The 17,191-nt window shown below is 61.4% G+C and carries 12 protein-coding genes; 7 read left to right on the forward strand and 5 right to left on the reverse strand.

Features of this window, described 5'->3' with window-relative positions; genetic code table 11:
• Positions 1 to 617: 617 nt before the first annotated feature.
• A complete protein-coding gene (locus VUN82_11525; protein ID XAS74406.1) occupies positions 618 to 962 on the reverse strand; it encodes a hypothetical protein in 345 nt (114 codons plus the stop codon).
• 161 nt (positions 963 to 1,123) lie between these two features.
• Here VUN82_11525 and VUN82_11530 point away from each other — a divergent pair, with 161 nt between their 5' ends.
• Positions 1,124 to 2,578: a GntR family transcriptional regulator gene (locus VUN82_11530; protein ID XAS74407.1), complete on the forward strand. Its 1,455-nt coding sequence runs from the start codon at positions 1,124 to 1,126 to the stop codon at positions 2,576 to 2,578.
• Between the two features lie 578 nt (positions 2,579 to 3,156).
• Here the strand turns inward: VUN82_11530 and VUN82_11535 are convergent.
• Positions 3,157 to 4,107 carry a LysR family transcriptional regulator gene (locus VUN82_11535; GenBank protein ID XAS74408.1) on the reverse strand — a complete coding sequence of 317 codons (951 nt, stop codon included), beginning with the start codon at positions 4,105 to 4,107 and terminating at the stop codon, positions 3,157 to 3,159.
• Positions 4,108 to 4,156: 49 nt separating this feature from the next.
• On the opposite strand from VUN82_11535, the gene VUN82_11540 reads away from it, so the two are divergent.
• On the forward strand, positions 4,157 to 5,230 hold the full coding sequence (locus VUN82_11540) for a YeiH family protein (protein ID XAS74409.1): 1,074 nt from the start codon (positions 4,157 to 4,159) through the stop codon (positions 5,228 to 5,230).
• A gap of 564 nt (positions 5,231 to 5,794) precedes the next feature.
• On the opposite strand, the gene VUN82_11545 is transcribed toward VUN82_11540, so the two are convergent.
• Positions 5,795 to 6,067 carry a hypothetical protein gene (locus VUN82_11545; GenBank protein ID XAS74410.1) on the reverse strand — a complete coding sequence of 91 codons (273 nt, stop codon included), beginning with the start codon at positions 6,065 to 6,067 and terminating at the stop codon, positions 5,795 to 5,797.
• Positions 6,068 to 7,378: 1,311 nt separating this feature from the next.
• On the opposite strand from VUN82_11545, the gene VUN82_11550 reads away from it, so the two are divergent.
• From VUN82_11550 to VUN82_11560, 3 genes are all read left to right on the forward strand, one after another.
• A complete protein-coding gene (locus tag VUN82_11550) occupies positions 7,379 to 10,723 on the forward strand; it encodes a galactose oxidase-like domain-containing protein (GenBank protein XAS74411.1) in 3,345 nt (1,114 codons plus the stop codon).
• Between the two features lie 441 nt (positions 10,724 to 11,164).
• Positions 11,165 to 11,398, forward strand: coding sequence for a hypothetical protein (locus tag VUN82_11555; protein XAS74412.1), 234 nt, complete (start codon positions 11,165 to 11,167; stop codon positions 11,396 to 11,398).
• A gap of 166 nt (positions 11,399 to 11,564) precedes the next feature.
• The gene (locus VUN82_11560) at positions 11,565 to 12,749 is read left to right on the forward strand and encodes a cation:proton antiporter (protein ID XAS74413.1); all 1,185 of its coding nucleotides are present in this window, start codon (positions 11,565 to 11,567) and stop codon (positions 12,747 to 12,749) included.
• 315 nt (positions 12,750 to 13,064) lie between these two features.
• Here the strand turns inward: VUN82_11560 and VUN82_11565 are convergent, their stop codons facing one another.
• Positions 13,065 to 13,310, reverse strand: coding sequence for a dihydrofolate reductase family protein (locus tag VUN82_11565; protein ID XAS74414.1), 246 nt, complete (start codon positions 13,308 to 13,310; stop codon positions 13,065 to 13,067).
• Between the two features lie 14 nt (positions 13,311 to 13,324).
• On the opposite strand from VUN82_11565, the gene VUN82_11570 reads away from it, so the two are divergent.
• Positions 13,325 to 13,594 (forward strand): hypothetical protein, encoded by a 270-nt coding sequence (locus VUN82_11570; protein ID XAS74415.1) that lies wholly within the window; start codon positions 13,325 to 13,327, stop codon positions 13,592 to 13,594.
• 256 nt (positions 13,595 to 13,850) lie between these two features.
• Positions 13,851 to 14,666, forward strand: a complete 816-nt coding sequence (locus VUN82_11575; GenBank protein ID XAS74416.1) for a slipin family protein — start codon at positions 13,851 to 13,853, stop codon at positions 14,664 to 14,666.
• Positions 14,667 to 15,214: 548 nt separating this feature from the next.
• Here VUN82_11575 and VUN82_11580 read toward each other — a convergent pair.
• Positions 15,215 to 17,188 (reverse strand): FAD-binding monooxygenase, encoded by a 1,974-nt coding sequence (locus tag VUN82_11580; protein XAS74417.1) that lies wholly within the window; start codon positions 17,186 to 17,188, stop codon positions 15,215 to 15,217.
• Between the last annotated feature and the right edge of the window lie 3 nt (positions 17,189 to 17,191).

A 17,191-nucleotide genomic window follows, 5' to 3' on the forward strand; every position in this document is an offset into this window, starting at 1 on the left:
CGGGTAATCGGGATGCGGTCTGAGTCAGTCCATTGTGCGGCGTTCGGGGTCTGGGCATGATTTCTCCTCGTCTCATTGGTGTTTGCGGTTAGGACGCGCGGAGGATGTCTTCGACGCGGTGTTTGACGTCCCCGGAGAAGGGGGGCCGGAGCTACGTGCCGGGTCCTGTAGGTGACGAAACCGCTGCTGAGTTCGCTGAATCCGATTGCGGTGGCGGCGGTCCAGCGGCCCGATAAAGGCCGTTACGTTGGGTGCAGTGAGCTCGCCTTCGGAGGTTTCAGGTGGAATCCAGGTGCCTCGGACCTGGCGTACAGACGAAGAAGCGAGGCTGTGTGACAGGTGCAAACGGAATGATCAGCCATTGGTTCCCATATAACTCCACGTAGGAGTCTGAGGGGCAATGTGCAAACGCTTCTTGTCTGGTCATGTCGTCTCATTTCCATGGTGTTGGAGCGGCTTCAGGCGAAGTCGGGGTCGAGTTCACGCATAAGCTCATCCCAAAGCTTTCGGGTTGTCGGCCCGAGGTCGCAGCAGCCCTGGGAATTGTGGAAGGACCATCCGGATCGTGCACGCCCCGGGAGCCTGCGGGACAATGCTGGCTCCGAAGGAGCGACGCTTCACAGGGTGTCCCCGCGTTGATGGAGGGCCCTGTCACGTGAATGGCCGAAGGGGGGAGATCCACCGCTTGGCCCGAGCCCTTCGCGGGCGAGGTCGTGGAGCAACTGGTGATAGCCCGAGAGGGCCAGAGGCGGCACCTGGTGGAGCGAAGCGACGGTCGCTCGGGGGCGATCCACGCAGAACAAGGCGAGGATTGCTTTGTCCTCCTGCGCATCGTCTAGTGTCCGGTACGCGCCGATCGGGCAATCTGCCGTGAGCGCTTGTGCGTAGAGACTGAGGCGATCGACTGGTGTCGAGTTCCCGGCTCGCTGCCAGACATGGACGACATCCGTGCTATCTATCATGATTGACGTCGACTCTCCTTGTTGACGGTCGAGGTGGTCGGAGACTCGGTCCCCGTCTTCTGATACCCTTAACCTTAGATGTCTAATGTTAGATGTCAATAGACATCTAACATTAGATATTAGACTCTACGATCGTTGATACCGTCCCAGGAGAGGTGGCCATGTCCAGCTGGAGAGACCGACTCGCATTCGCGCCGTTGGAGACTGCCGAACGTGGTGAGGAGATTGCGCTTCGACTCCGACATTCGATCGAACTGGGCATACTCGAAGACGGCGCCCAGCTTCCCAGCGAAAGCGAGCTCGCGATGAGGATGCGAGTCTCTACCATGACCCTGCGAAACGCCCTGGCCGAACTTCGTCATCGGGGACTTCTGGAAACACGACGCGGCAAAGGCGGCGGAAGCTTCGTGAGGGCGAACACCGGAGACATCGGCAAAGCCCAGCGGGAGACCCTTGCCGCGTACTCCCTTGAGGAATTGCGCGATATCCGAGAATATCGGGCATTCCTGGCAGGGTCAGCCGCTATAACGGCGGCGGGCCGATCCCGGCAGGTCCCTATCGGGCGACTGGCATCGATGGCAGTAACGATCGAGACGGCGCAGACGCCCGTTGAAATGATGCGGGCGGATAGTCAATTCCACGTGGAGCTTGCGGCCACATCCGGATCCGTCCTGTTCGCCCGTCAGGAGCTGGAGATGCAGGCTGCGGTAGGGGCATTGGTATGGGCCGCCGCTTCTGATCGCCGAAGCGTGGCCGCAAATGAGCACGCGATGATCGTGGATGCAATACGAGCCGGGGACGCTACTAGTGCACGTACCCTCGCCGAAGAGCATGTTCGCCGGGACATGAACCGCCTCATCGATCTGCGGATGTCAATGGAATCTCCGCCACCAGGATCTCAGCCAGGAATCGAAGGCATCGACGGCGCAGTTTCCGCCGTCGAATCGTTCGCTGAGAGCCTCGCAGGTACCGCAGCCGCGTCGATCCGAGCCGTAGAAGAAGCCGTCCAAACCGACCTCGACCGTTCAAAGAACGGTAGGCTGGATCAGTTGGTGAATGTCTACGACGTGTGCCAGAACGTTCTGGCGAAGGCCATGCCGGCTCTGGTCGGGACGGGATTCGTGGCCGATCCATCATTCTTCGGCGAACCGGGCCTCATCTGGTGCACCATTCCGTCGGGTCCGGGATCGGCGCGGCGTGTGGAAGCGGATATGGACTTCTATGGCTACTCGACAGCACCGTGGTGGCCCGCGCACGAAGCCGATGACGAGGTCCATGCCACCTATGCCTACGTGGACGCCTTCGGCGCCAACGAACACCTCGTCTCCTTCACCAAGCGAGTCACGAGGGACGGCAGAATGGCCGGCGTTGCTGCCGTTGGCGTCCTCGTTAGCAGCCTCCAGACTGGATTCGCGCCGTTTCTCCGGTACTTGCCGTCAAACACCTGCATAGTTGATCAGAACCAAGTCGTTCTCGCTACGAACACTGCTAGCCTCGTCGGTGAAACCCTCTCCCCATCCCATCAGACTGAACGAAGAATCGCACTCCCATTGGTGCCATGGAGCCTGTGTCTAGGTGTGAACACCGGAGAGAATGACGAAAACGGGACCCGGTGAACCGTCGCCGGTCCCTCATGCAGCGGAACGGATTCAGTGACGACGGGCCGGTGACCTGAAACCACACAGTCACCATAGTGTTCAAGCACCAGCCGGATTGCGCTGGTGCTTGAGTTCTTTCGGCGATGCTGCGACAAACTGACATAGTCCGTAAAAATCTCCGATTGGTTTAGTCTTCTGAGACATGGGAGTGCGGCAGTCAAGTTCTTGAGACAAGTCGTCATTGGATTTTGGCTAGGCGGCTAGGCGTTCTTGTGCGACGGCAAGAAGACCTGGACCTCGGTCTTGGTCTTCTCCCGCACCCCCGGCCCAGATCCTGTGTCCGGTCGCTGGCGCGGCTCGACTCGACTTGCCCTGAAGCCCGAAAACATCCGGGCCCTGGTAGGAATGGCTGGGGAAAGGAATGCTCTCGCCGCGACCAGCCCGTCAAAATGCGACGTTCGTCATGCGACTGCCCAAGTCGTTTGGGTAGATCGTTTCGGGAACTAAATAGTCCGCTCGACACCCGATCTGGCAACTCCTTGCATTTTCAGCTCATCGTGTTAACGGTGCTTAGTGGGCGCTGGTAAACACCCCTGCTATGAAGTGGACGTGGTTTGCACGGCGATGTCGAGCAGGCGCCCGGCGGATCCCACTGGTCTGTGGCCGCCAAACCAGATGCACCGCAGGTCGCGTTCGAGGGGGCGGTCGACAACGGGGATCTCGACGAGACGCCCTGCCCTAAGAGCTCCTTGTACGGCCAAGTTGCTTAGCACCGCCGGTCCGAGTCCGGCCATGACGCTAAAGCTGATGGCAGAATTGCTGTTCAGTTCGGCGATGGGCCTGGCCCGACTGGCGCCAATGGCGGCATTCAGCGCAGCGCGGGTGCCCGACCCGTCTTCGCGTTCCACCAACGGCGTGGAGGCGAGGGCTTCGTGGGTGAGTGGTTCCACGCGCGCTGACCATGGATGATCTGGGGAGATGACGACCACGAGACGGTCAGTCAGGATGTGGATACTCTGCACATCACCGGGGATGTCAGGAGTTTCAATAAATCCGAGGGCCAATTCCCCGGACCGCACACCCTCGACAACTCGGCGGGAATTGTTAATTCGAAGAGTGGTTTGGACTTCCGGGCACTCATCCCGGAATGTGCTGAGCCAGCGTGGGACGAGATACTCGGCCACGGTCATGCTGGCACCAAACACCAGTTCGGTACCAGACGTCGAGGCCAGGGCCGCGGCTCCAGCCGAGAATCTCTCTGTCGCGTCGAGTATCTCTCTTGCCCATTCGACGGTCAGCACTCCCTCCGGGGTCAGTTTTGAGCCTCTTGTGGAGCGCGTGAGCAACGGGTAACCCAGTCGCCGCTCTAAAGTGGCGACGGCACGACTTGCGTTGGACTGGGCCATGCCAATCAAGCGGGCGCCCGCGCTGAGGCTGCCCGCATCGGCAATTGCCACGAGCAGACGCACCGCCGAGATCTCCAGCCACTTGTCGGCTGGCAGCTTTGGCAGTGCCCTTCGCTCCATATCAGCATCATATGCCCCCATGGTGGAATCATGGCTACTGCGTCTTTGTTGGGCATGCGACGGTCTTAACATGGAACAGCAGCACCTACCAAAGTCCTCTATTAGCGCTGAGTCTCCCGAGAGTGGCACGCCAATAAAGGCGTCCGTGCGCTTGCGCCAGTGGACGCAATCAGTGCCAGGTTTGACTGCCTGCGTCGTCGGGGCGGCTGTCGCGATGGTTTCCGCGCGGTTCTTGCCCGGAGCCAGCCCGCTGCTGATTGCTATCCTATTTGGGGTAGCATGGCGCAACCTTCTCAGTGTGCCCGGCTCTTGGGCTCCAGGCATTACTGTCGCGATAAAGAAGCTATTGCGCGCGGGTATCGTCCTGTTGGGGCTGCAGCTGTCGCTGGCCGAAATTCTAGGTCTGGGTGCCGGGGCTCTCCTTGTTGTCGTGGCCGCTGTCGGGGTCACGTTCGCAGCCACGATGTGGGTCGGCCGTTGGCTCCGCATCGGAATGACGCAGCGGCTCCTGATCGCCTCCGGCTTCTCCATATGCGGTGCAGCGGCGGTCGCGGCGACAGAAAGCGCGACGGACGCTGAGGAGGAGGAAGTTGTAACGGCTATCGGCTTGGTGGTGCTGTTCGGCACGCTTATGATCCCGTTGGTACCTTTTCTGGGCGGCCTGCTAGGAATGACGGAGGAGTCTCAGGGCCTGTGGATCGGTGCTTCAACCCACGAGGTGGCGCAGGTAGTCGCCGCCGGAGGGACAGTCGGCAGTACCGCCCTGGCCGTTGCCGTCACCGCGAAACTCGCGCGAGTGCTGATGCTGGCACCAATCATTGCCGGTATCAGCTGTCATCGAGGGCGTACTCAAACTGCAGGCAGGTCTGCTAAAAGACCGCCGATCGTTCCCGTGTTCGTCCTGGGTTTTATCGTTGCCATGTTGCTGCGCACTACTGGCGTCCTGCCCGGATTCTCCATCGAAGCGGCCAAATGGCTGCAGAGTGGACTGCTGGCCACTTCTATGTTCGCACTCGGTCTCGGCGTTCATTTCCGCGGGCTCGCTAAGGTTGGCGGTAAGCCCGTCGTGCTGGCACTGGCATCCACGCTCACGATCCTGTCCGTGTCGCTGGCTGGAACGTTGATTTTTCCCGTTGAGCACTAAATGTCATGGTGCTGCTGAATGAAATCTCCGCAGTCCGCGCGCCTGATAAACCGTTTCAGGTACGACGTGCATCTCTGGTCGTGGGGAAAAGCAGCGCGCAGACTGTTGCTAATCTGGCGAGGGCTCCAGCGTTGCTTCGTGTTCGCGCACGAATTCCCGTAACTCCGGGTTGCTGGCAATCTTTCCCGCCCGTTCACGGCTGCGTCTACCCTCGGCCGTCCGCGGACGGTAGTTGCCAGAGGGCCAATGAATGTTCCGACGGATCTCGCGGCTCGCGGTCAACGGATGCCCAAGTTCCAAAGCGATGGCGCGAATGCTGTGTCCGGTATGTAGGAGGTCCGCGATCGTGATCCTCTCCGCCTCCGACAGAAATCGGGCAGAAATCGCCGCTGGTCTCTGGATGGAGATGGGAGGGATTCCTTTGACGTTTCCGGACTTCGGAACGACTGTGTGACCGTGCCTCCATCGAGTGCCAGAACTAGGTCTTGCAGTCATACCTCCAGATATCGCGGGTCCGATATTCTCGAAAACGGATCTAGGAGAGCGGTCGATAAAGCCGGGCTCTTATGTTTGAATCGGGTCCTTTTGGACGGCTTCAAATTCACCTCGCTCCTGGGCGCGCGAGTCCAAGATGCTCGCGAAGGGTGAGCCCTTGTAGTCGCGGCGGGACAGGACCCTGTCCTGCAATAGCGGCATTACAGGGACTGCGTTGCGGAAATCTTCGAATCCGTCCGGGACGTATGTGGGTGAAAGAATGTAGCCGTCGGCCGTTCCGGCCAAGAACCTTCGGCCGATAATCGGGGTTCTGTCGTCGGCTCGGTCGAAAGGTCTTGTCATGATGCTCGTGGTCTTCTCCGCCATGTTAACAATGAAGGAGGTGCCGCCATCATGTTGGATGTTTCATCGTTCTGCCAGGCGAAGTGTGGTCGGATTTTGGTCCTTTCGACCGATGGGTGTGAGTCGTGCCCTGAAGGCTGCCGCCTCATTCCGGCAGGAGGCTCCGAGTGGGTTAAAAGGCTGAGGCTGAGCAGACGATCTGTAGCATGTGGCGGCTACTATTTGCTGGTACCGGTCCGAGTGTGCAGAGCAGCGTTGGGTACCGCTTCTTCGGTGGCGGTCGAGCAAAAAAGAAGTGTGAACAATGTCCACACTTTTCGCTTCGGACTGGCCCGTACTGTCGTGGGACTGGCCCGGTTTCCGCATGTTTTCGGGAGTTCCCAGTGTTTCCAAGGCATGGAATCCCGTTCGAGTCCCACCTCGGGCAGGGCATACCCCCTCGTCAGAGGGGGTTTTTGCTTTAGCGGCATACAAAGCCTGACGAGTGCTTTCATCTTATGAGCCCCGACGGTCCCCAGCCGCTGGGTGCGGGCTCTTCAGCTTGGCGGGGAGCGGGGGTCAGGGTCCTGGCGTATGGGCCCTCCCCTTGTTGAGATGTGGGATCCTTAGACTTGCCTTCTTCTGGGCGCGCCCGTGGAAAAGCCTGACCAACTTCCATTGCTAGGACAGCTCACGGACAGTTATTCTTCGAGTGTGGAACTGATCGCGACGGCGGTGCGTGACGGAGACAAGGTTGCCTTCCCAAACGATTAGCGCTGCCCTCGTACATTGCCGTCTTCCAAGTAGTCGCTGCTCGCGAGGTAGCCGTGCCGGCTCAGTTAGGTCTTTCCCACTCGCCGAGGTATCTGGCCCGGCGTTTCGGGCGGCATAGTTGCCGCCGTCAGGGGTTCACCCGTGCAGCTTACCGAACGCATGGTCTCCGCCCGATGGGTGATGAGTTTCCCTGCAGAATCGTGAGGAGATCACCCTGTTAGTAAAAGTCCCTGATCAGGCGTCTGAAGCGGTCGACGACGCCAGCGGCACCTGACTGCACGAAAGTCGACGCCAGCTGTCTAGCGGAGGATAGTTTGACAGCGCAGGCGAGCCTCCTTGAGCGGTCGTGTTGAAGCACGACGTGGGATGGCTGGTGCGGTTTTCGAAGTTCCCTGCGGGCATTCGCCATGCTGAGGGACCACCGGGACGCTACTGAATCCCGTCCATATGTTGAAGCTCAGTGATAAGGCCACGTTCGTTCGGTCGAATCCGACGCCTTGGTTTTCCACGAACTGCGGATCCTGGCCTGCCACGGCTAGTCGAATCAAAGGACCAACCATGCACCGCATCTTTTCGTCACCGCCCATCGCGCTGCTTGCGGGCTTATCTCTTGCTTTCGCCGCATCCATCGTGAACCTGCTCCCGGCAGCCGCGCCCGCGGCGGCTGCGGTACCTTTGGCCACGGACCGGATTGTCAGCACGCACCAGAGCACCCCTTCGACACGAATAGTCTCGCCCGCCTTCACGACAAGTCAGACGAATGAACTTCTTATTGCCTTCGTCATGTCGGACGGGTCGCTAGCCCCCGGGGAGACTTTCTCCTCAGTCGTCGGTGGCGGCCTCTCGTGGCGGTTGCGCGAGCGGACCAATGCCAGACCGGGCACCGCGGAGATTTGGCAGGCAGTCGCGCCGACCGTCCTGACGAACGTCACGGTTACGGCCACCAACTCGGGTTCGTACCAGTCGTCGATGACTGTTGTCACCTTCGTCGGCGCGGATTTGGTCACTGACGGCGCTGTTGGAACAGGAAACGGCGCTACGGGAGCGCCCAACGCTTCCCTGACCACATCGCGGGCAGGCTCATGGGTGTGGGGAGCGGGAAATGACTGGGACAAAGGCACGGCCCGTACGGTCGGCGCCGGGCAGACAAAGGTCGACGAGTACCTCTCAAGCCAAGGCGACACGTTCTGGGTCCAGCGCCAAAGCGCGATAACGACGGCGGCACCTCCTACCGTGGTGGCGATCAATGACACAGCACCCACAACGGACAAGTGGAATCTCTCCGTCATGGAAATTCTTCCGGCCTCGACGGCAACAGGTGACACCACTGCGCCGGTGATCTCTTCGGTATCTGCCGGCACGCCCAGTTCCAGCGGAACAACCATCACCTGGACCACCGACGAAGCGTCCGACTCGCAAGTGGAATACGGCACCACCACGGCATACGGCCAGAGCACACTTCAGAATTCCACGCTGCAGACCACACACTCGCAGGCGCTGTCCGGGCTCTCGGCCAGCACCCTGTACCACTACAGGGTGAAATCCGCCGACGCGTCAGGCAATCTGGCCGTCTCACCCGACGCGACGTTCACCACGGCGAGCGGGTCCGGCACGGACCCGTCAGTGGTCGGCTCGTGGGGCTCTGTCGTCGCATGGCCCGAGGTGTCCATCCACGCGGCGCTGACACCTGCCGGCAAGGTTCTCACATGGCAAGGCGACTTCTCCCAAGGCGGCCAGCAGTACCTGCTCGATCCTGCGACAGGCAACTACACCCAGGTACCGAGCGCCACCGCCGATCTCTTCTGCGCAGGGCAGGCGGTCCTGTCCGATGGCCGAATTCTCGTCGTCGGCGGGACCTCGACAAAAGGTGGACTGGGTATCCGCGATGTGACGGCCTTCGACCCGGTCACGGAAACCTGGCAGACCCTGGCACCTATGAACCATCCCCGGTGGTACCCGACGGCGACGACGTTGGCCGACGGGCGCGTGCTGGTGACCTCGGGTTCGAACGCCAGTTTGACGGACCTCGTGACCATTCCGGAAGTCTATTCACCAACCACGAACTCGTGGACCGACCTGACGGGCGCGAACCGGAGTATCCCGTATTACCCCTTCATGTATCAGCTGCCTGACGGCCGCGTCCTCCAGGCAGGGGCGTCCGAACAAGCCACTTCGACCCTTGCCCTGAATGTGTCCACGCAGCAATGGACCACCGTGGACTCCCGTGTCCTGGACGGCGGCTCGATCGCGAACTACGCGCCGGGCAAATTCATCAAGGCCGGATCCGCCTCGGACGGTGGATTCACGGGGCAGTCCACCAATACCGCCTACATCCTGGATATGAACGCGCCAAGCCCTTCGTGGCAAGCGACGGCCCCCATGGCGTTTCCCCGTAGCTTCGTGAACTTGACGAACCTGCCCGATGGCTCAGTCCTTGCCACCGGAGGCGGAACGGACAAATCGGGTCAGGATGTCACCAAAGCCGTGATGCAGGCCGAGGTCTGGCAACCGGCCGCGGGAACGTGGAACTCCATGGCGCCGATGTCGGTTCCTCGCCTCTACCACTCGGTGGCCGTTTTGCTCCCGGACGGTCGGGTCTTCGTATCCGGCGGTGGCGGGGACGACGGGGTCACGGACCAGAGAAGTTACCAGATCTACTCCCCGCCGTACCTCTTCAAAGGCCCGCGGCCAACCATCTCCAGCGTACCGGGCAGCGTCCAGTACGGTTCGACCGCATTCATCGGAACACCGGACGCGAGCCGGATCCAATCAGTGTCCCTGATCAAGACAGGATCCGTGACCCATGCCTTCGATGAGAACGCGAGGGCCTTGAACCTGAACTTCTCGCAAACCTCCGGCGGTCTGAACGTCCAAATGCCTGACAACGGCAACTACGCCCCTCCAGGGTATTACCTGCTCTCGATCATTGACGGCAATGGTGTTCCGTCCACAGCCGGCATGGTCCGGTTGCCGGCACCGGGCCAGGACACCACCCCTCCAACGGCGCCGGCGGGCCTGGCTGCCTCTGCCTCTGCCGGGCAGATCGCCTTGACGTGGACGGCCGGTACAGACAACGTGGGTGTCACCTCATACCGGGTTTCGCGCGACGGAACCGTGATCGGGACTTCGCCGTCGACCAGCTACACCGACAGTTCGGTGGTCTCCGGGACGACGTACACCTACACAGTTGCCGCCCTCGACGCGGCAGGCAATGTCAGCCCGCTGTCGAACACGGCCACGGCGCAAGCCGTCGCAGCACCTCCCGGCGTCACGGTCGACAAGATCGTCGCGGTCCACCAAGGCACCAGCTCGACGACGATCAGCGCCTCGGGTGTGACAACCACCGGCTCCAACGAACTCGTCCTTGCCTTCATCAGTTCGGACGGACCAAGCTCCGCGAATTCAGCCCGGATAGCCAGCGTTGCCGGCGCAGGGCTGACCTGGACACTCCGACAAAGAACCAACACGCAACCAGGCACCGCCGAGATCTGGCAAGCCGTCGCCCCCGGCCCCCTTTCGAATGCGACCGTCACCGCCACACAAGCCTCGGGCAGTTGGCAAGCCGCCATGACCGTCGTCGCCTTCCGCGGGGCAGACACCACACCAGGAGCAGCACTGGGTGCGAACGCCTCCTCTGGCGCGCCAACGGCCACCCTTACCACCACCAGGGCCGGTTCCTGGGTCTGGGGCGTCGGCACGGACTGGTCCAACCCGATATCCCATGCGCCAGGACCGAATCAGACCCTCGTTGACCAGTTCCTTGCGCCAGCGGGAGACACCTACTGGGTCCAACGACAGAACTCCACGTCACCGACGAGCGGCACACCCGTGACCATCAACGACACGTCCCCAACAACCGACCGGTGGAACCTCGCGATCATTGAAATTCTCGCCGCGCCCTAGACCTGGGTTGCGGCCGCTGGGTTTGTTGGCATTACACGACGTCAGGTTGCCGCATAGTCCGGGACGACCTCTCTTGCATTCCTGGAAGGGGGCGGGCCACGAGATAAGACACGCTGCTGATGTATGTATACATTGCCAAAGTCGCCCAGGGCGACCAACGCAACCGAGCGCCGACGCCGGGTCAAGGCCTGGATCTGAATCAATGATCAATCCGGTGCATCCATCGGCAGCCAGCGGTTCACACTCGATCCATCGGGCACGACCTAGCTAGCCGCGGAGTCCGAGGTCAGTAGGGTTCGCGCGTCAGGCCGCAAGCGACGTCTGAATGATGTACCACTGACGGCCCGGTAGCGCACTGATTACGGCATGTCTGGGTTGTTTGGTAGGCAGTGTTTTTGTTGGTGTTCCAGGCTGCGATGATGTCGGCGTCGAGTCCGCTGGTTGCCGCAGCACGAGGAACAAGATTATCCGAGCGGGGCGGACTATCGTTCCTTACTGGAATCCGCCGAAGTCGTTGCCACGATTGTCGCGTTGCTCAAGGTCGCCCCCATCCAGCATCGCAAGGCCAAAGACATTCTCCGGGCCGCGAGGCTGGTGCTGCTGCCCGAGGACAACGTCCACGATGCCTCCGATTTGAAGAAGACCAAGGAAGGCAAGAAGCTCTCGCCCATCTGATGGTCAGGGGCGATCTGGCCCGAGGGATACCGTCTATGTGTGGTCGATGGCTACCATCGGGTATGCGCAAGCTACTACAGGGACGAAAACGCCGACGTTCCACTCAAACTGGCTGCGCGCTCCGGTAATTACCGAAAGCCAGCCGCATGCCGGTGGAAGGAGGAAGGTGTCGTTCTTTCAGCTTTCGCTGATCGCCGCGGTCGCGCTACTAGGCCCGCTGCTGGCGCTTCCCCGGAAATGGCAGCTTCCCGTGGTGCTAGGGCAGTTACTGGCTGGTATCGCCATCGGGCGCACGGGTTTGGGTCTGGTGGACTCCTCGGACGCCACGTTCACCTTTGTGGCCGACGTCGGGTTTGCCCTCGTCATGTTCGTCGCCGGAACGCATGTCCCAGTGCGGGACAAAGCCATCCGCCCGGCACTGGGCGCGGGTGCGCTGCGTGCCGGCATCGCCACAGTGTTGGCGGCGGTCGTGGGAATCGGCATTGCCTTTGCCTTCGGCACCGGACATGCTCCCCTTTACATCGTTCTGCTCGCGTCCTCGTCGGCAGCCTTGGTCCTGCCGATCGTCGATTCGCTGCGGCTGAGGGGACCAAAGGTCTTGACGACGACGGCGCAAGTGGCGGTGGCGGACATCGCCTGCATTGTGGCGCTTCCGCTTGCTGTCGACCCATCCAATGCGCCGAGGGCAGCTGCAGGGGCAGCCGTCATCGCGGCGTGCGCTGCGGTTTTGTTCTTCGTGCTTCGCTGGCTGGAGCGCAACGGCACGCGCGGACGGGTGCATGGCGTGTCCGAGGACCGGAAGTTCGCCCTGGAACTGAGGATCCAACTTGCCGTGCTGTTCGCGCTCTCCGGTCTTGCTGTGGCAGGTCACGTGTCCATCATGCTGGCCGGGTTCTCCTTCGGCCTGGTGGTCGCAGCGGTGGGCGAACCCCGGCGATTGGCTCATCAGCTCTTCGCCGTCAGCGATGGCTTTCTGGGGCCAGTGTTCTTCGTCTGGCTGGGCGCATCGCTGGATCTGCGCGCCCTAGCCGGAAGCCCGAAAATGCTTCTCCTCGGGATCTGCCTTGGTCTGGGTGCCTTGCTGGTCCATGGAAGCCTGCGGCTACTGGGCCAGCCTCTGCCGCTCGCGGTGCTTGCAGCGTCCCAGTTGGGAGTGCCGGTTGCCGCCGCTACGATCGGCTCCCAATTGCATTTGTTGGCGGCGGGAGAAGCCGCGGCCATGATCCTCGGAGCCCTCATCACCATCGGGGCGAGCACCGCCGCAGGCTCACGGGCCGCCCGCACGTTGACGCAGCCCGGCCCGGCGCCGGCGAGCAACGCATCCGGGGGCGGCCCGACCTTGGCTGCGTAGTTCGCCTGGGCTGGGCAACTTCCGCCAGTCCCTGAGTTCCGCGCTGTTGCCGAAGCGTGAGGCCAGCGTCCGCTGACCGTTGCAGAACTACCAAGCCCTGTCATCACCTGCGTTGAGTCCATTTAGGGACCCAGCACAACTGCGTCCAAAAGTGGAGCAAAGGTTACCGGCCCCGCCCCCGTGGTGGGATCTGCCGCCCGTGAAGCTCCGACTCCGAACATTTTGGTTGGTAAGTCGTGTGAAGGTAGTCGGGTTCGAAGTGTCTGGTTTGGATTGAGTGCCAGACATTATCAAGTGGGGCGCCCTATTTCGTCGTCAAATCATGCCACAGCTGTTTCGTACTGTTCCTTCGGGGCGTGACAGAAGTGCGTATCGATCGATCAGGCCTGCGGCGTGTAGCTGGCGCACTAATTTACCGCTGCCCATGGTCATGAGGTCGCGGGGGTAGTGCTTCTTGAGCGCGGTTACGGTCGATACTGCATCTCCGACGAGGAGTTCGCTGTTGGGGTACGTCCGCTTGACGTCAGGTTTGTGTGAGACGACGAACTTTTCTGAGCCCACGTGTACCTCGACGAATGGGTTGGGCCCCGTGGAGGTCCAGTATCCGCGTCTCGGGGGTCTTCATCGGTGCGGCCGGGTCCCTGCATGACGCCGTCAAGGGGCTCGGCTTCGACCCGTTGCCGGCACCGTTCTTCCTGGCCCTCCTCGGCATGGTGATCAGTCCTTGTTGGCGGACCTCTTCGGAGAGCTCCTGCCCCAAATACCTTTTGATGGCTAAGGATCCGGACTATTGGTCCAAGGACCTTGAGCGGGAGTCCGAGATGATCAAGCTCGTCCAAGCTTGAGAATGAGACACGAATGGACACACTGACGGGACGGAACGGAAAGTGCTCCTGTTCATCTGAGCCGAGGCGATGTATCACCCGCGTTGACACCAAGGTGTGAGCCACCGCGGTCCTCACCCGTGCCCGGTTTGGTCGTTCCGGGATGCAGCAGGAGCAGGGCTTTTCCCGTCGTTTGCTGGGACAATGGGTAAAGGACAAATGTCACGGTGCCGGACGCGGCACCGGCACGTCCTGTTCACCCTAGGAGGGGATCCTGATGGACCCCACCACTGCTGTCATTATCTTCATTGTTCTGGTGCTGCTGCTCATCGCCGCGAAATTGTCGATCCGTGTTGTGCGTCAATATGAGAAGGGCGTGCTTTTCCGGCTCGGTAGAGTTCTTGGAGTCAGGGAACCGGGCCTGCAGTTGATAATCCCGGTCATTGACCGGCTGCCGTTGGTAAGTCTGCGGATAGTGACCATGCCCATCCAGTCCCAAGGCATCATCACCCAGGACAATGTCAGCGTCGACGTTTCCGCTGTGGCTTATTACCGGGTGGTGGACGCCGTGAAGTCGGTTGTCGCCATCGAAAACGTGGCCTCTGCCATTGACCAGATCGCTCAGACAACGTTGCGGAAGGTCGTAGGCCGGCACACCCTGGACCAGACTCTGTCAGAGACCGAGCGGATAAATGTTGACATCCGCGAAATCCTCGACGTGCTGACCATCGATTGGGGGGTTGAAGTGACCTTGGTGGAACTCAAAGATATCCAGTTGCCGGAAAGCATGAAGCGGGCCATGGCCCGCCAGGCTGAAGCCGAACGGGAAAAGAGGGCCAAGATCATCGCAGCTGAGGGCGAGGCTATTGCCGCGACAGCCCTGGGCGATGCTTCGGATACGATGATGGCCCATCCGCTGGCCCTCCAGCTAAGGAACCTGCAGTCCCTGGTTGAAATCGGAGTCGATAAGAACACCACTGTTGTATTCCCGGCCCCGCTGATGAGCACGATAGGTGAACTGTCGGCGTTCCTCGCTCGCGAGAATCAGGCCGCAACGGCCTCGAATGGCAAGGCCCCCATCAAAGCAGCGTAAAGCCGCCCCGCTCCAAATCTCTCGTGTCCGTCAACCCGAAGGATTTGGATGAGGAGAGTTGGACGACGGAACTTAATTCTTCCCGGCCCGGTCCAGGCACGCATGCGTGGCCTGGACTTTGGCGCCCGGTTGTTCCTGGAGGTCCCTCTGAAACGGGCCACGGTGTGTGCCTGGCGCCGCGGGTCGCCTGTTTGAGTGCCCATAGCGACATGACGCGGGCTCGCAGGCGCACCCTGCGCGAATCACTCCGACACGGGAGTTGAGTCGCTGGGGCCGACCGAGCGCTTGCGAGTCGGTCTCGTTCATGTCGTCGGCGCGACAATACGAATGAATAAGGGAGCGGGGTCCCGCGCGGATTACTTCTGACGTCAGGTTGGGGTGTATCCAAACAGCCATTCACCACATTCGAGTGGTCGCGGCAACAGCCCAGAAGACGGCTGCCGAAGAGGCGCCTGGGCGCTGTCCGTTTGAAATCTCCGGATCCGTCTGTGTTGGAGCGGTTTTTCTTTCTCGATGACTTTCCCCGGCGCGTCCATGGCGTAGGACGCTCACGCGTCCTCACGCACCCGGTTGCTGGCGTGGACCGTGATCGGAGTGCGCCTGGCAGGCGGCACCGCGGATGGAAGTTGCTCTGACGTCTTGTTCGGCAGCAGGGGTGCAAAGAAGGCGCCCAGTTCCGCCGTCGCCGTGAGCGGCAAGATGTTTGCCACGTATTGGTCAGGGCGGACAATCACTACGACGCCTCCGCGGTTGAGGCCACGCAGCTCGAAGATGTCCGCTGTCGGGTCTGTGGCGTAAACCTTTTCGTAGTCCGTGAGCCGGAACGGACCGACTTGAGGTTTGAATACTGCGGGAACGGCGTTGATGTCGACGCCTGTGTGATCCTGCTGGTAGATCACCTTGACGTCGAACCACGCGTCGGCGTCGCCCCCCGGAGGAGTGGCGGCAAGGGGGGAATCCGGCGAGTTGGTGATCCAGTTGGCGAACCGCTCGGTGGGCGAGTCTGCGCTGTGCGGCGCCGAGTCTGCAAAGACGTAGATTCGCCAGCGGCCGTCGGCCTTGGCGTGGTGGCCGAGGTGTACTCGATTGGCATCAGCGACTCGCATGACGGGTGCTGACTTGAAGCGCTTGCCGATGGGGAAGCCTGTTGCAAGGTGTGGGTGTTCAGGGGCGGCTACCAACACTGAGGGAGCGTATTCGGTCATGAATCCGGCCGGGAACTCGGCGGTGCGGACGTAGAAGTCCTCGAGCTCCGAGGGGTCTTCGAACTCCTCGGGTTTTCTGGCCATGAGGGTTGACCATTCCTTGTCGAAGTCGATGAGGTTCTTTGCCACCACCTGCCGCTCTTCGGAGTAGGTGGACAGCAGGGACTCGGGGCTGCGGCCCTCGAGAACGTGGCCGAGCTTCCAGGCGAGGTTGAAGCCGTCCTGCATAGAGACGTTCATGCCTTGGCCGGCCTTGGCGCTGTGCGTGTGGCAGGCGTCGCCAGTGATGAACACCCGCGGCGTGCGCGTACCGTGGTCCTCCGGCAGGACGTCGTCGAACCTGTCTGTGAGCCGGTGGCCCACCTCGTACACGCTATGCCAGGCGACATTGCGGACATCGAGGGTGTAGGGGTTCAGGATCGCGTTCGCCTTGTCAATGATTTCCTCCACGGACGTGCTGCGCACTGCGCCCTTATTTTGCGGCTCTACCTCGCCGAGATCAACGTACATCCTGAAGAGGTGGCCGCCTTCGCGCGGGATCAGCAAGATGCTGCCGCCCGTTCCGGACTGTATCGCGCATTTGAGTCGGATATCTGGGAAGTCGGTCACGGCCAGGACATCCATGACGCCCCAGGCATGGTTGGCCTGGTCTCCAGCGAGGGCGCAGCCAATAGACTCACGCACCTTGCTGCGTGCACCGTCCGCACCCACGACATATTTAGCCCGGACTACGCGCTCTTGCCCCGCATGCGGTCCGGAGGTGCGGACGAGGGTCACGGTGACGGGGTACTCACCCTCGTCCGAGACGCTCAGGGAACGGAACTCAAAGCCATAGTCAGGGGACATCCGTGTGGGCGAATTGGCCATGAACTCGGCGAAGTAGTCCAGCACGCGGGCCTGGTTAACGACGAGGTGGGGAAATTCGCTGATGTCGGCGGGGTCATCCGGGGTACGGGCAATGCGAATGATGCGCGAGGGGTCCGCGGGGTCGGGCTTCCAGAATGCCGTCTCGGTGATCCGATATGCCTCGGCGATGATCCGCTCGGCGAATCCGAAGGCCTGGAACGTCTCTACTGTGCGGGTCTGAATGCCGTCTGCCTGGCCAATGGCGAGCCTCCCGGGACGGCGCTCCACGATCCGCGTGGCGACACCTGGGAATTGGGACAGTTGCGCGGCCGCGAGCATGCCGGCCGGACCGGTGCCGACGATCAGCACGTCGACCTCGCTGGGAAGCTCAACTGGCCGGTTGATTCCCACTCCTGCTGCCGGCTCGATCAGGGGGTCCCCGGATACATAACCGTGATGGTGAAACTGCACAGG

It is taken from the genome of Micrococcaceae bacterium Sec5.1 (genome assembly GCA_039636795.1).
Classification (GTDB): domain Bacteria; phylum Actinomycetota; class Actinomycetes; order Actinomycetales; family Micrococcaceae; genus Arthrobacter.